13 protein-coding genes and 1 tRNA gene are annotated in these 14731 nt (G+C 40.8%); 6 read left to right on the top strand and 8 right to left on the bottom strand.

Annotated elements, in window-relative coordinates; genetic code table 11:
* Nucleotides 1–70: 70 nt before the first annotated feature.
* The 3 genes from VB654_RS10325 to petN form a co-directional block, all read right to left on the bottom strand.
* Nucleotides 71–3133, bottom strand: a complete 3063-nt coding sequence (locus VB654_RS10325; RefSeq protein WP_416235673.1) for a GAF domain-containing protein — start codon at nt 3131–3133, stop codon at nt 71–73.
* Nucleotides 3134–3352: 219 nt separating this feature from the next.
* On the bottom strand, nt 3353–3514 hold the full coding sequence (locus tag VB654_RS10330; protein ID WP_323213627.1) for a hypothetical protein: 162 nt from the start codon (nt 3512–3514) through the stop codon (nt 3353–3355).
* Nucleotides 3515–3521: 7 nt separating this feature from the next.
* Nucleotides 3522–3611 carry a cytochrome b6-f complex subunit PetN gene (petN, locus tag VB654_RS10335; protein ID WP_006195543.1) on the bottom strand — a complete coding sequence of 30 codons (90 nt, stop codon included), beginning with the start codon at nt 3609–3611 and terminating at the stop codon, nt 3522–3524.
* Between the two features lie 207 nt (nt 3612–3818).
* On the opposite strand from petN, the gene VB654_RS10340 reads away from it, so the two are divergent.
* From VB654_RS10340 to VB654_RS10350, 3 genes are all read left to right on the top strand, one after another.
* Nucleotides 3819–4289, top strand: coding sequence for a hypothetical protein (locus VB654_RS10340; protein ID WP_323213643.1), 471 nt, complete (start codon nt 3819–3821; stop codon nt 4287–4289).
* A 33-nt stretch (nt 4290–4322) separates the two neighbouring features.
* On the top strand, nt 4323–5705 hold the full coding sequence (locus tag VB654_RS10345) for a cytochrome P450 (protein WP_323213628.1): 1383 nt from the start codon (nt 4323–4325) through the stop codon (nt 5703–5705).
* 70 nt (nt 5706–5775) lie between these two features.
* Nucleotides 5776–6975 carry a pyridoxal phosphate-dependent aminotransferase gene (locus VB654_RS10350; protein ID WP_323213629.1) on the top strand — a complete coding sequence of 400 codons (1200 nt, stop codon included), beginning with the start codon at nt 5776–5778 and terminating at the stop codon, nt 6973–6975.
* Between the two features lie 206 nt (nt 6976–7181).
* On the opposite strand, the gene VB654_RS10355 is transcribed toward VB654_RS10350, so the two are convergent.
* Nucleotides 7182–8459 carry an ankyrin repeat domain-containing protein gene (locus tag VB654_RS10355; protein WP_323213630.1) on the bottom strand — a complete coding sequence of 426 codons (1278 nt, stop codon included), beginning with the start codon at nt 8457–8459 and terminating at the stop codon, nt 7182–7184.
* A gap of 296 nt (nt 8460–8755) precedes the next feature.
* Here VB654_RS10355 and VB654_RS10360 point away from each other — a divergent pair, with 296 nt between their 5' ends.
* Complete coding sequence (locus tag VB654_RS10360; RefSeq protein ID WP_323213631.1) at nt 8756–9226, top strand: DUF4079 domain-containing protein; 471 nt, start codon at nt 8756–8758, stop codon at nt 9224–9226.
* A 50-nt stretch (nt 9227–9276) separates the two neighbouring features.
* Here the strand turns inward: VB654_RS10360 and VB654_RS10365 are convergent, their stop codons facing one another.
* Nucleotides 9277–9960: a DUF1997 domain-containing protein gene (locus VB654_RS10365; RefSeq protein ID WP_323213632.1), complete on the bottom strand. Its 684-nt coding sequence runs from the start codon at nt 9958–9960 to the stop codon at nt 9277–9279.
* Between the two features lie 182 nt (nt 9961–10142).
* Here VB654_RS10365 and VB654_RS10370 point away from each other — a divergent pair, with 182 nt between their 5' ends.
* Complete coding sequence (locus tag VB654_RS10370; RefSeq protein ID WP_323213633.1) at nt 10143–10934, top strand: Nif3-like dinuclear metal center hexameric protein; 792 nt, start codon at nt 10143–10145, stop codon at nt 10932–10934.
* A 32-nt stretch (nt 10935–10966) separates the two neighbouring features.
* Here VB654_RS10370 and VB654_RS10375 read toward each other — a convergent pair.
* A tRNA-Ser gene (locus VB654_RS10375) sits at nt 10967–11051 on the bottom strand.
* Nucleotides 11052–11191: 140 nt separating this feature from the next.
* On the bottom strand, nt 11192–12124 hold the full coding sequence (locus VB654_RS10380) for a TIGR04168 family protein (protein WP_323213634.1): 933 nt from the start codon (nt 12122–12124) through the stop codon (nt 11192–11194).
* 150 nt (nt 12125–12274) lie between these two features.
* Between VB654_RS10380 and nadA the strand changes: the two genes are divergently transcribed.
* A complete protein-coding gene (gene nadA, locus VB654_RS10385) occupies nt 12275–13249 on the top strand; it encodes a quinolinate synthase NadA (protein WP_323213635.1) in 975 nt (324 codons plus the stop codon).
* Nucleotides 13250–13563: 314 nt separating this feature from the next.
* Here the strand turns inward: nadA and VB654_RS10390 are convergent, their stop codons facing one another.
* Entirely contained in the window at nt 13564–14496 is a 933-nt protein-coding gene (locus VB654_RS10390; protein ID WP_323213636.1) for a hypothetical protein, read from the bottom strand.
* Nucleotides 14497–14731 lie beyond the last annotated feature (235 nt).

The raw sequence follows: 14731 nt of genomic DNA on the forward strand, positions 1-14731 counted from the left end.
ATGACAGATAGCTGAAACTGTTCCCTATTCCCTTTCTCATCAACAAAACTTTTATGCCCTTTGATTTGCCTCAATGAACTGATTGTTTTATGGGGATTTCTAGGGCAATCTCACAACCTTTACCAAATTCAGAAATACACTCTATTTTACCACCGTGTTTTTCTACAATAATTTGATAACTAATAGATAAACCTAACCCAGTACCCTTACCAGGTTGTTTAGTAGTAAAGAAAGGTTCAAAAATGCGCGATCGCAGATTATCAGGTACACCACAACCATTGTCAATAATCCGAATTAAAATCCTATTTTGTGCTATGACTTCTGTATGAATACAAATTTTAGGTTTTGTAGTGATGATTTGATCTGCTAATGCCTCTTCCAAAGAATCAATAGCATTATTAAATATATTCATAAATACCTGATTCATCTGAGATGCATAACAAAGAACTTGAGGCAAATCACCATATTCTTTAACTACTTCAATCGCAAAAAAATCACTCTGTGGTCGCAGTCGATGTTTTAAAATTAATAGGGTGCTATCAATACCTTCGTGAAGATCAACATACTTTATTCCTGATTCGTCAAGCCGAGAAAAAATCCGCAAAGACAGAACTAATTTTGAAATTCGATCTGCTCCCATGCTGATAGAAGTAAGAATTTTGGGCAAGTCATCCACAATGAAATCTAAATCCAATTCTGCTGCTAGTTTTTCAATTTCGTCTTCTGCTTGAGGATATTTTTGCTGATAAAAACGCAACAATTTAAATAAATTTGCCGTATGTTCATTAATATGACAAATATTGCCGTCAATGAAGGTAATTGGGTTATTAATTTCATGTGCTATTCCGGCAACTAGCTGACCTAAGCCTGCCATCTTTTCACTTTGAATTAACTGGCTTTGAGCTTGTTTCAATTCCTTTAGGGTATGTGCGATCGCTTCTTTTTGCCGTTGAGTTTGTTCTAGTAATTCTGCTTGCTGAATTCCCACGCCTAATTGAGTACCAATCTGTACTAGCAAATCTATCTCATCCTCTTGCCAGTTCCGAGGTGTGATGTTGTGATACGCTGATAACAATCCCCATAGTTTCTCGCCTTGAAAAATTGGCACGATCATCAATGCCCTAGTTAAAGTTGATGTAGTCAGGGGAATATAATTTTGATGACTATTGATTTGAGCAGTATCTGGAATAACTAAAATTTTACCATTAGCAAAGTCTGAACCTTGAGTTGATTGCCAATATTCATCTGTAATCATCGGCAGAATCTCTGGTTCTGATGTCAAAGATGGGGTTAATGATTCAGCCACAAATTCGCCACTCCAATCAGCATTAAAGCGATAGATTGTAACTCGATCAACTTCTAAAAGTCGTTGAACTTCTTGAGTAGTAGCTTTAAAAATGGTATCAATATCCAGAGACTGACGAATCTTTTCTACAGTTGCAGCCAAGGTTTTTTCTCTTTGTGCTGCTTTGCGTTCTCGTTTGGCCGCTTGAGACAGTTTTTTGGCTTGGTTTTTCACCTGTTGTAAAGATTCGGCCTGCTGTAATGCTACCCCCAGTTGTACACCAATCTGTGTCAGCAAATTTATTTCCTCTTCCTGCCAATAACGGGGCTGGGAGTTTTGATAAGCTACTAACAATCCCCAGAGTTTTTCCCCCTGAGCAATTATTGGCACAAAGACTTCATTCTGTGTGTACTTCCCTTGCTGATCTAAGGATGGAAGACGTTCCGTTATAGGTTGTGGCTTAACCACTGGTGTCTGATCATCAACAATGGAATCAGCAACAAATTCACCATTCCAGTCCGAGTCAAAGCGATAAATTGCGACTCTTTCTACTTTTAATAGCTGTAATACTTCTTGAGTCGTGGTTTTAAAAATAGTATCAATATCCAGAGATTGGCGAATTTTTTCTACAGTGTTCGCCAGTGCTTTTTGCCTTTCCGCAGCTTTGCTGATTTCTGCTGCTTGTCTTTGCATTTGTTGCAAAAATTCTGCTTGCTGCAAAGCTACACCTAATTGAGCGCCTACTTGAGTCAACAAATAAACTTCATCTTCTTGCCAAACACGAGTTCCTGTGTTTTGGTATACTGCTAACAAGCCCCAGAGTGTTTGATTTTGGTAAATAGCGATGATTACATAAGCTTTGGCCTGATAAGTCTCTAAAACTTTTAGGTAACACTCACTAAAATCTGCATTGTAAATATCATTACAAATACGATAAACTTCACCTCTAGTAAAGCGACCACCGGCTGTATTTTGTAAATAAGTATCTATTTCGGGAATTTTCGCTAAATCTTTAACAGTACATTCACTAATATTTTCACGTATTTTTGGTTGTTGTGATTGCTGACCAACGAGGGAAGTCCAACCATCTCCCACAGATTCAAAAGCAAATTCACCACTCCAATCTGGATTGAAACGATAAATAGCTACACGGTCAGCATTCAACAACTTGCGGATTTCGGCGGTACTGGTGCGAAAAATTATTTCTATGTCAAGAGTTTGACGAATTTTTTCTACGGTTATGGCTATAGTTTTCTGCCATTCTGCTGCTTTTTCTCTGGCTTTTGCTTCTGCTAGTTGTGCCGATTTGATTTTTACCTGTTCTAAGTAGTCTGCTTGCTGCAAAGCTACCCCCAGATGTTCGGCAATTAGTTGCACAAACTCAATTTCTGATGTGTTCCATTGGCGAGGGCCGCTACATTGATGAATACACAACAATCCCCATAAATCTTTGCCCTTCATCAAAGGCGAAGCTATATTGGCACGGACTTGAAACGCTTCTAGCATCTGGATATGGCATTTGCTCATATCAGCTTGATAGATATCCTCTGTGACGTTAATTCGCCCTTGCTGATACAGTCCAGCAAATTCTCCAGCAAAGCAGTGGTCATGCAGTTGAGCTTTTAATGCCGAATTCCATTCTTGTGCCACATTTTCATAGATAAATTTCCCTTCCCATCCCAAGTTAGGATAAAAACGAAATACCCCTACCCGGTCAGTATTTAAAAGTTGGCGGACTTCTGTGACTGTGGTTTTAAAAATGGTGTCTATATCCAGAGACTCACGCATGCGGGAAATTACCCCAGAGAGAGTTTTCTGTTTGTCACTGTGAGATAGAGGGGAGGTCATATCAGACTTGTTTAGTTATTGTCTAGGATTTAGTTTTATTGCTGCTCTGTGAGCAGGTTTCTCGATATCCAGGGAGATTTTCCATATTGAAAATTTTTTACCTGATTATAGAATCACCCTATTGAATAATAACTTAACATTAATTATTTTTTTTATACAACAACGTAGGGACACGATATACTCATGTCCCTACAAAAATAGTTGTTAATTGTGAGTGAATTATCGCCGTTTGGGAGAGCTGCGCCGGATTTCGCGTTTTTCGTCTTCTCGGCGACGGCGATCGCGCCAATCTGCTAGGGTTAAATAACCAACACCACCAGTAACAGCTACTAGTAGTAATAAGGCCAGTAAAGCCAAAATATTCAGGAATGGATTTTCCACGCTTCCCCTATAGTCCGTTACGTCCCCAAACTACCATTGCAATTGACCAAGTAAACACAACCAAGAGTGATACCCAACCCAGTGTCAAAGTTGCCATAATCTGACTTTCTAAATAATTACAAAACGTCTCTAATACCTATGATAATGGGAAAGGGCTATTGATTCTGCAATGGTGTTGCTGAGTTGTGATGGCGTTTTTGTTCAGTGAAGTATTTGCATCCCAAGCTGCAAGGGAGAAGAGAACTATGATATACCTCATGTGTTGAGAAACGCTAATAGATCCAAAGTGAACGAAACTTCCGATATGCAATTAATGGCGGAACGCCTAGAATCTCTCAAAGCTGGACTAATTGGGAGTTTTGCTCTGTGTCTGGCTTTCCTAATTACTAATTTGGTGAATACTTTGGTGTTAGCAAGGTATTTTCCGACACTTGCAAGTCTGGCAAGAGAGATTAATTGGCATTGGTGGCTGAGTGGGGGAATTGCGGCTTTCTCTGGTTTGTTATTTGGTGTCACCTATCGCTATATCATCCGCACAGACCACAATCCTCAACTTAAATCCGGTGGTGTACTGGCTTTTGGTTTAGTGCGAGGCTTAACTCAAATAGATGGTGTTGATACAGCTTTACCCGATTTTATTTTAGCTGGGGAAAGTATTTTGTGGTTTGCTGTAGGGGCGATCGCTCTTGATACCACAATTCAAATCGGCTGGATTAAACCTTTTAAGTTAACTCAAGGGAGTGATGAAGCTGCCAAAACTTCAAAGTTACACTGAAACAAGCACTATTTCGGGAGCAAAAAGCTGATTATGCCAACACCTAATCCTTTGAAAACCCCTGCTTTTTTCCAGGAGTTACAGTGGGTAGTCGATCCTGTCGGTTATATGGAAAACGCCACCCAACAATATCCTGACATTTTCACGGCTCGATTCGTCAATTTTGGTAGTAACTTGGTATTTGTCAACCATCCCCAGGCGATGCAAGAAATTTTAACCAATGATCGTAAGAAATTGTTCGCTGGTGGTAAAGAGAATAAAATTTTGCAACCGTTAGTTGGGGACTATTCAACTTTTATGCTAGATGGCGATCGCCATAGAAAACGGCGACAATTGATCATGCCATCTTTTCATGGTGATCGGATGCGGAGTTATGGTGAAATTATTAGTAATATTACTGAACAAGTCTGGAGCAATTTACCGACAGATACATCTTTTCAAGCTCGTAATGTCACCCAAGATATCACCTTACAAGTCATGTTACAGGCCGTTTTCGGTGTATATCAAGGAGAACGCAGCCAACAACTCAAGAAACAACTACAGCGCATAGCGGATGTGTTTCGCTCACCATTAAGTTCTAGTATGCTATTTTTCTCGTCTCTGCAAAAGAATTTAGGTGCTTGGAGTCCCTGGGGTAAGTTTGTCAGGGATAGACAGGAATTAGATAAGTTAATCTACACTGAAATTGCTGAACGTCGCCAGCAGAAACTAGAAAATCGGATTGACATCCTTTCCTTGCTGATGTCAGCAGAAGATGACGCAGGTAACTCGATGACCGATCAGGAGTTACGTGATGAGTTGATGACTCTGTTGTTTGCCGGATACGAAACCACAGCTACAGCAATGGCTTGGGGATTATATTTGATTCAAAAACACCCGGAAATTAAAGCAAAACTGCTGCAAGAATTGGACACCCTTGGGGATTCACCAGATCCTATGAGCATTTTTCGGTTGCCTTATCTGACGGCTGTTTGTAATGAAACTTTGCGGATTCATCCCGTGGCCATGTTGACATTTCCCCGAACAGTAAAAGAACCTGTGGAACTTTTGGGTTATGCTCTCGACCCTGGTACGGTATTAGTTGGCTCTATGTATCTGACTCACCAACGAGAAGATTTATATCCAGAACCCAAGCAATTCAGACCAGAGCGTTTTTTAGAACGTCAATTTTCTCCTTATGAGTTTATCCCCTTTGGCGGTGGTGTGCGTCGCTGTGTGGGTGAGGCTTTGGCAGTATTTGAACTGAAGCTTGTCTTGGCAAAAATTTTGTCAAAGTATCAACTCGCATTAACTGATCACAAACCAGAAGTACCTCGCCGTCGAGGTGTTACCCTTGCACCTGGCCGTGGTGTGAATATGATGATTACAGGTCAAAGGTTGCCTCAAAAAACTCCTCTGAGCATGGCAACAAATTAGACTCAAAACAGAGGTAAATTACCAATTAGCGATACAATTTACCCAGCACTCAGCACTCAGCACTTTTCTTATGGACTCCCTAACCTCCCGTATGCAGGCGGTACAGTCGCCAATTATTCCTGTGGTTGGGGAATTAATTAAAAAGTCTCCCGGCACTATTTCTTTGGGACAAGGTGTAGTTTCATACAACCCACCATCAGAAGCTATTGAACTTCTACCCCTATTTTTAGCGGAATCTTCTAATAATTTATACAAAGCTGTTGAGGGAATTCCCCCATTATTGACAGCATTGGAGGTCAAGTTACAAACCTTTAATGGTATTCCCATTAATCAAGATAACTGCATTGTGGTGACTGCGGGCAGCAATATGGCGTTTATGAATGCTATTTTAGCCATTACTTCCCCAGGTGACGAAATTATCCTGAATACGCCTTATTATTTCAATCATGAGATGGCGATCGCAATGGCTGGTTGTCGTGCCGTATTGGTAGCCACAGATGAAAATTATCAACTACGTCCAGAGGCGATCGCTCAAGCAATTACCCCTAAAACACGGGCTATAGTTACAATATCCCCCAATAATCCCACAGGTGTTATTTATCCAGAAGCCGCATTAAAACAGGTAAATCAAATCTGTGTTACTCGTGGTATTTACCACATTAGCGATGAAGCCTATGAATATTTTACCTACAACGGGGTCAAACACATTTCTCCCGGCTCATTTAGTGGTAGTAGAGATTACACCATTTCCCTGTACAGCCTTTCCAAAGCCTATGGTTTTGCCAGTTGGCGGATTGGCTATATGGTGATTCCGCAACACTTATTTGTCGCCGTCAAAAAAATTCAAGATACAATTTTAATTTGTCCGCCAGTGGTTTCTCAGTATGCAGCGTTAGGAGCATTACAAGCCAAATCAGAGTATTTACATAAAAATATTGGTGCGATTTCCGAAGTCCGAGAAATAGTCATCAATGCCCTAAAACCTCTAGAAAGTTTATGCAGCATAGCTCCTGCCAATGGCGCATTTTATTTTTTTCTCAAAGTTCATACTTCGACAGATGCCTTTGAATTAGTTAAAAAGTTAATTCAAGAACATCAAGTAGCAGTGATTCCTGGTACAACATTCGGCATGAAATCAGGGTGTTATTTGCGGGTTGCTTATGGTGCGCTGCAAAAAGATACCGCCAAAGCAGGTATAGAAAGATTAGTCCAAGGCTTACAAATTTTACTAGGGAATGGAGAAAACTTGAGGGGGCGACAACCAAGTTAACGTGGTTGCTGTATAAGCATCATAGCCCTCAAACCCTGGGGATAAAATTTCTTTTTATCCCTGTCCTCTGTTCCCTGTTCTCTGTTCCCTTTGGCAGAATGTTAATTTAACATAACAAATACGATAGAACCTCAATTTATTCTCAGCGTCATGGAAATTAACTTTCTGCTTAGGTAAACTATCGTAGACAATTTTTATAAATATGGCTATTCTTGTGCGCCCGCCTTTTGCAGACTTTGTGCTATATTTCTATACCCATTAAATTCAGCAATCATCAAAGCTGTATAACCGCCCCGATTTTTGACATTTATATCTGCCCCAGCTTGGAGTAATATCTGTACAACTCCACCATAGCCGCCAGAGACTGCCCACATCAAAGCTGTTGCCCCTGCTAAATCCTGGAAATTCGCATTTGCACCCTTAGCCAGCAACAACCGGATAATACCTGTGTAATTGCCCTCGGCGGCTTTAATTAAAGCTGTTTTACTATCATTACCTAAAGTATTAGCATCAGCACCATAGTCTAGTAATATCTTTACTGTCTCAGTGTGTCCCTGGGATATTGCTAACATCAGAGGTATACCCAGAGTTGCTTGATCGATTTTTCCCCCAAAACGCAGTAATACATCCAAAATTTGGCTATGTCCCTGGAATGCGGCAACAAGGATTGGTGTATCACCCAGGTGATTTGGGATTTGGGGATCTGCACCTTGGTTAAGTAAAACTTGCACTAGGTCAATGTAGCCTTCAACAACAGCCAGGTGTAAGGCAGTTTCACCATCGTTATCTTGATGATTAATCTCGGCACCTTGATCCAGTAAAGCAGATGTGACCGCACTATGTCCTACTGCTGCGGCTGCCAATAGCGCCGTACTACCATCTGCATTTTTCTGGTTAACATTAGCCCCGGCTACCAGTAATGCTTGTAGCACTTCCAAATGTCCCAAGTCAGCCGCAATCATCAACAGTGTTTCATCTTCTTTGTCTGGCTGATTGACATTTGGATCATTTTGTGATATTAGTTCTACAACTACTGCGTGACCATATTTTACAGCCAATTTCAAAGCAGTATCATCGTCTTTGTCGGTGATCTTCACATCAGCGTCAGCAGCTAGTAAGACTTGCACTATATCAACAAAACCTTTAAATGCAGCTGCCATTAAAGCGGTACTGCCATCTTCATTAATGACATTCACATCAGCACCTCTAGATACCAAAAGCCGCACAATATCTAGTTGATTGGTACTAGTAGCCAACATCAAAGCCGTTAAACCATAGCGTTTTCTAGGCAAATTAATATTTGCCCCAGCATCTAATAGCGATCGCACTATTTCGGTGTAACCTAAATTGGCAGCAAACATTAAAGCTGTAGTACCATTGCGATCGCACACGTCCACCTTTACTCCAGTAGCCAATAGCGCACACACCTGCTTAATATCGCCACTTTTGGCAGACTTTAGCAGCAACTCATCCTTATTTTCCATAATGAATATTTCCCGCACCAGTAAATTTTTCGTAATTCGTAATTCGTAATTCGTAATATTTCCTATGGCTAACGCCACGCTACGCGGTAAGCGCAGCTATGCCCATCAGGGCTTTACGCAATTCGTAATTAAGAAGGAGGATTTAATCATAAAATACACCAATCTCACCCCCAGTCCCTATTTTTAGTCAGGATAGGGGAAAGTTTGATCTATATCTTTTGAGCTTGGCAACTTTAAGCAGAGAAATTAGAGTTATGCTAATTTTTATGAAGATTTAAGAATTGGGCGAGAACACTATGAGTCTGGAACTGTCATCTGAAGTTAAATATTGGCTAAACTTTTTTCACCCCGTAACTATGTGGGGATTATTAGCACTCTCACTGTACGCTGCCTACCTGGGGCTACAAATACAGCGTACCAGAGGCGCTCAAGGGGATGAAAAGAAAGAACTAATTAAAGGTAAATACAACATTAGACACTACCAAATGGGTTCTATACTCTTAGGTTTAATGGTGACAGGTGCTATTGGTGGCATGGCTGTTACTTACATCAATAACGGTAAGTTATTTGTCGGACCGCATTTACTAGCTGGACTGGGAATGACTGGTTTAATCGCATTTTCGGCTTCTTTATCTCCTTTTATGCAAAAAGGAGCAAACTGGGCGCGTGCAACTCACATTGTGCTAAATTTTGCACTTCTAGGACTGTTTACTTGGCAAGCTATTACTGGAGTGCAAATTGTCCAGAGAATTCTCACTAATGCTTAGTCTTTAGTTTTTAGTCATTAGCCAATGTTCAAGGGCTAATGACTGTTAATTCATCGCTTTTTTTGGGAATCACCAGGAAAAGGTAGTTCTAAAGATTGATGAAAATCTTCCTGGACTTTGCGGGTTAAGCGGCGGGATACTTGACGGACAATTTGATTAAGCAAGCGATCGCCTGTAGATTGAATCAGAGACTTAGGCAATCGTTGGATAAATTTGGGAAAGTGTAGATTAACTAACAAATCCAATTCCCATTCAATTCGTGTAATCTCATGAAAACCATTATTCGAGTTGTTCTGGACATTTTCTACCAACTGTAGCGATGCCTGATAGTCTACATCATAACCAGGCGGATGGTAGTCAGGAACAGGAATTGTGCGAATCCGGTATATGCCTTGGTCTGGGGGTAAAAGTTCTAGACCAATTTTGGGTTCTACGTCATAACCAAAAGAGCCAAAACGACCGATAATTACAGCATAACCATTTTCGCCTAATGGTTGTACTTTCATTGGTTCAGCACACCGTGAAAACCATAAAGCGTGAGTTTCCAGGTACTCAGAAACTTTATTAGCTGGGGCATACATTTCCATTGAGTCGCTATAATGACCGTAGAATTTTGTGGGTAGCCTGACATTTGTTTCTGTAAGTGTTTCCTCAGATTCTGTTAAACTTGACGCTACAGGCAGAACTGTTTCTTTTATATCCCAAGATTGATATTCGCCATTTGTCGAAAGCATCAATACATTCCCCTAAAAAATTGGCCTTTGTCTATAAATTAAGAGTTCCCAAGTTGCTGGTGTCGTTTACCAGTGAATTTAACATTTTCGTTGAAACCTCATAAATCTGTCATGAACTTCATGAAATCACTAAAATTAAAGAACTCAATCGTCACATATTAGTTTCCCAGGATAGTTTTTTTGTGAAAATTGTTGATTTAATTACTTATTTTGAAGAATGGGCTAATCCTGCTTGGTGTGAAAGTTGGGATAATTGTGGTTGGCAAATTGAGCCTGGTGTTTTGGAAAAAAAGGCGCGGGTGTTGGTTTGTTTGACACCGACGTTAGCTGTGATGCACGAAGCGATCGCTCTCAATGCTAATCTAATTTTTGCCCATCATCCATTGATTTTTAATCCTCTCAAGTCTTTATCTACTGGGGAAGCGATCGCCGAAATGGCAAGATTAGCTTTTACCCACAATATTGGTATTTATAGCGCCCACACCAATTTTGATCAAGTCCAGGATGGTACTGCTGACGTTTTGGCTCAAATTTTAAACTTGCAGTCAACCATTCCTATAGTACCGACACAAGCCGGATTGGGCTATGGGCGTGTTGGTTTACTAGAGCCATCTCTGACTTTACAAGAATTACTTGCGACAATTCAAGCCCGACTCGTGCCGCCGCATTTGATTTTTTCTCCAACAGCTGATTTACAGCAAAAGATTTCACGAGTGGCTGTGCTAGGTGGTTCGGGTGCTAGTTATATTTCAGCAGTGGTCAAAACCCATGCTCAAGTTTATTTAACTTCTGATTGTAAGTTCCATCAGTTTCAAGAAAGCCGCGATCGCCATTTAATTTTAATTGATGCGGGACACTATGCCACTGAACGCCCGGCTTGCGATCGCTTAGTGCAGCGATTTATATCTTTAAATCTAGATTGGGTGAAATTGAGTGACAAAGATGAGGATTTTCGCCAGTTTTTTCAATCCTGAACAACTGATGGAAATTTGGCAAATTAATTGAACGGAGAGGGGGAGATTCGAACTCCCGGAGGTTTTAGCCTCATCCGATTTCAAGTCGGACGCAATCGACCACTCTGCCACCTCTCCAATAAAACTGTCTAGCTTTTAATTAACATACAACAGTAAACCAATATAGCGTTTTTGTCGAATATCAACAAGCTGACAGATCATACTATATCTCATCATCTACGCAGATTGCACTACTAAAGGCAAATATCTAGGAAACATTAAGCGAATGCTTCCGGTACGCTACGCGAACGCTCGTACAAAATTTCCTCTGAAGTCACCTGGAAATCATAACCCACCCACACTAAAGAGACTTGGGACACCTCACCCGCTTCTAAAGAAACAATGGAAAAATTACGCAGTTTATCACCCTGATTTTCCAAAATCCTGGGTACATTTGCCGCGTTCAGGTAAATTGTTCCCTCTGGACTTCTAAATACTGCTTTACGCTGCATTTTTTTGGTGTGTCTGAGTATGCGGTGCATATGACCAAATGTCACTAGAGGAATGGTTTTACCAGCCGTCAGGGTTTGAGAAATCGCCGCGCCCAGGTCTGGATCGCCAAAGTCACCACCAACAGGATGCCAATCCTTACCGCAGGGATCTTCGGGGCGATCGCCTAAACCACTAGGGCCATTGTGACCTAGAAAAATAATCGTTTCATGAGCAGCGCTTTTGACAGCTTTCACGATCAGATCGGCGGATTCTTCCAGACTCTTCACACCGTACCGTTCCTGCACAATGTCCGCAAATTTCCACTCTGGACCACCCCAAGTAAAGGGACGACCCCCCACCACAGTTAAATTCCACGCGGGAAAATCCAGCTTGCCGTAACCTACATGGGCAGATCCCAATAAATCGAGTTGTTCCTGTACCCAATCTGACTTAGAACGGTCATAGGGACATTTTCTGCGTCCCCATTCCGTGGCAGTGTACCAGGCATCGTGGTTTCCCATTACTGCTGCCTTGGGAATGTCGAGGGAAGCGATCGCTCTGACCACATCCACCGATTCATTGCCAAAATCGCCCACAAACAGCACTAAGTCAACACCCAGATGCTTAAGTGCAATGCCATCATCTAATTCCCATTGGTCGTGAACATCTCCAACCACAGCAATTTTTAGGGTTATTGATTTCGTTTTTTGACTGGTCATGCCACTTTCCTTGCCGTCTATCTCCAGGATATGAAACTCCGCCGGATTTGGACACAAATGAGGGGACATCCACCCTCTACTATTTTTGGTAAAAACTACTATAATTGAATCCACAGGACAAAAACTTGCAACTTTAAAGCACCCCTAACTGTGTTTACCACTGCACTACCTCAAAGAGAAAAAACCCCACTGGGTGGACTACCGCTAGATTTATTTGCTGCCATTGAGAGTCTAAAAAAAGAACTCAATGCCGTGATCCTGGCGCATTATTATCAAGAACCGGACATTCAGGATATCGCCGACTTTATTGGGGATTCATTACAATTGGCCAAAGCCGCAGCTCAAACCAATGCAGATGTGATTGTCTTTGCTGGTGTTCACTTTATGGCAGAGACAGCAAAGATCCTGAATCCTGATAAATTGGTGCTTTTACCAGATTTAGATGCTGGTTGCTCTTTAGCCGAAAGTTGCCCACCAGAAGCCTTTGCAGCTTTTAAAGCAGCGCATCCAAATCATTTAGTAATTTCATACATCAACTGCTCGGCTGAGATTAAAGCCATGAGCGACATTATCTGCACCAGTTCCAACGCTGTCAAGATTGTGCAACAGATACCATCCACACAGCCAATTATATTTGCCCCAGATCGGAATTTAGGGCGGTATGTCATGGAACAAACTGGACGAGATTTGCTGTTATGGCAAGGTAGCTGTATTGTCCATGAAACCTTTTCAGAAAAGAAAATTGTCCAGTTAAAAATTACACATCCCCAAGCAGAGGCGATCGCTCACCCAGAATGTGAAAGCAGTGTTTTGCGCCATGCCAGTTTTATCGGCTCAACAGCCGCTTTACTCAAATATTGTCAAAATAGCCCTACAAAAGAATTTATCGTAGCTACAGAGCCAGGTATCATTCACCAAATGCAAAAACTGGCTCCTGACAAACACTTTATTCCTGCCCCACCATTAAATAATTGTGCTTGCAATGAGTGTCCATTTATGAGGTTAAATACTCTGGACAAATTATATTTAGCGATGAAAAATCGTACTCCCGAAATCACCATGTCAGAGGATACTCGCCTAGCAGCATTGCGACCAATACAACGGATGCTAAAAATGAGTGTTTAATTAGGTTGAATTTTCTTTAATAATTCGTAGAGGCGTTAAATTTTGCGTCTCTACACAATTTAATTCAATTAGAAATATTGACAAAACAACCTTAAAACAATAGGTGTTAATTTATTTGCACACAGTCCAAAATTTTATATTGGCGACATTCCATGTTAATCGAACTCAACAAAATTACAATTTTTTATAGGTTGGGTTGAGCAAAGCGAAACCCAACTCAGCAACGTGTTTAACTTACAGACAACTGCACTCACCTTAAATCAATAATAACTCCTTAATTCCCACGATTAATGGTCGCTTTATTAACCCAGAAACTAAAATTGAGTTTTCTCTGCTTCTTCCTGTGCTATCTCACTATATTGCTTGTATAGTTGAGTGCGAATTTTAGCTTCTTGATAGCGCCTGTGGTCAGATGGTACCATACTCATTAAATCTGAAGCCCGTTGCCACTGAGCAGCTAATTCTAACCACTGAGTTGAGGTTGTAGCTATTTTTCCTCCAGCCGAGGCTTGGTTAGCAATTCGCACAGCCTCTAAAAATGATTCATCAGCAGGAGCAGAAACACTATAATTAGCAGCACGGGGTAAGGATTCCGCCTTGCTTTCATCATCATTCGCAGTAATAAAAGAATTGGGAATGTTTAGTTGTACAAAGTTTATCAGATAATCCCCTAACTGGGCATAAACAAACCAAGCAAGCAATAAAAGCGAACATAAACTAATTGCTGCTAGTCTCCTTTTTTTGGATGGATTGTTAATATGTACTGAACTCCGAGAAACTTTGGTCTTAGGTAAATTGATTTTTACTTGAGTTTGGGCTTCTTGAAAATCTGCAATTAGCTGTTTGAAGATATGAGGCTGATTTAGTGTAATTTCCTGTGACCACAGTAACTGATGATCACGATAAATTTCCGTCAGCCAAAGTAATTGCTGTTCCCGAACAATCCGACTATTAATATTAACTCGACGAACATTACGAGGTGTGATGGAATTCAGAATTTGCTCGATTTGTTCTACTAGAATAGATTGCTCAAGTTGTTCCTCTCTAGCCGCCTCACACAGAAGTTGTAAAACACCATCGGCAAAAATAGCTCTAGTTCTAACCCCGGAGTTAGCTAGTTTTTCGTTCAATAGTTGAATAATCGCTGCTACACTACCTTGGTGAGCCTGCCAAGCAATATCATTTATCCGATCTACCATTTGAGATTTAGTGATAACTCTTGCACCCTGACTTATTAACTGACTCATTAATTTAGGGAATCTATTCTCCCATTTTTTACTTTGTCTTCGATTTTACGAGTAAAAATATGAGTTGCCAAATAAAATTATAAAAATTAAGCCTTTTTCTGGGTTTATCAGCAGTATCTCTCAACATTGGGTAAAGTTCATACTGGTGTATGATCTACGTATGTAACATAATATATAGATTATGGCTTTTAGTGATTGCGAAGCCCTGCAAGCAAAATGCGTAAATCCTAACAGC

The sequence above is a fragment of the Nodularia sp. UHCC 0506 genome, assembly GCF_034931045.1.
Lineage (GTDB): Bacteria > Cyanobacteriota > Cyanobacteriia > Cyanobacteriales > Nostocaceae > Nodularia.

What these genes read in the sequence shown, in the direction of transcription:
- VB654_RS10325 (WP_416235673.1), bottom strand. Translation starts at nt 3,133, where the DNA reads ATGACCTCCCCTCTATCTCACAGTGACAAACAGAAAACTCTCTCTGGG.
- petN (WP_006195543.1), bottom strand. Translation starts at nt 3,611, where the DNA reads ATGGCAACTTTGACACTGGGTTGGGTATCACTCTTGGTTGTGTTTACT.
- VB654_RS10340 (WP_323213643.1), top strand. Translation starts at nt 3,819, where the DNA reads ATGCAATTAATGGCGGAACGCCTAGAATCTCTCAAAGCTGGACTAATT.
- VB654_RS10345 (WP_323213628.1), top strand. Translation starts at nt 4,323, where the DNA reads ATGCCAACACCTAATCCTTTGAAAACCCCTGCTTTTTTCCAGGAGTTA.
- VB654_RS10350 (WP_323213629.1), top strand. Translation starts at nt 5,776, where the DNA reads ATGGACTCCCTAACCTCCCGTATGCAGGCGGTACAGTCGCCAATTATT.
- VB654_RS10355 (WP_323213630.1), bottom strand. Translation starts at nt 8,459, where the DNA reads ATGGAAAATAAGGATGAGTTGCTGCTAAAGTCTGCCAAAAGTGGCGAT.
- VB654_RS10360 (WP_323213631.1), top strand. Translation starts at nt 8,756, where the DNA reads ATGAGTCTGGAACTGTCATCTGAAGTTAAATATTGGCTAAACTTTTTT.
- VB654_RS10365 (WP_323213632.1), bottom strand. Translation starts at nt 9,960, where the DNA reads ATGCTTTCGACAAATGGCGAATATCAATCTTGGGATATAAAAGAAACA.
- VB654_RS10380 (WP_323213634.1), bottom strand. Translation starts at nt 12,124, where the DNA reads ATGACCAGTCAAAAAACGAAATCAATAACCCTAAAAATTGCTGTGGTT.
- VB654_RS10390 (WP_323213636.1), bottom strand. Translation starts at nt 14,496, where the DNA reads ATGAGTCAGTTAATAAGTCAGGGTGCAAGAGTTATCACTAAATCTCAA.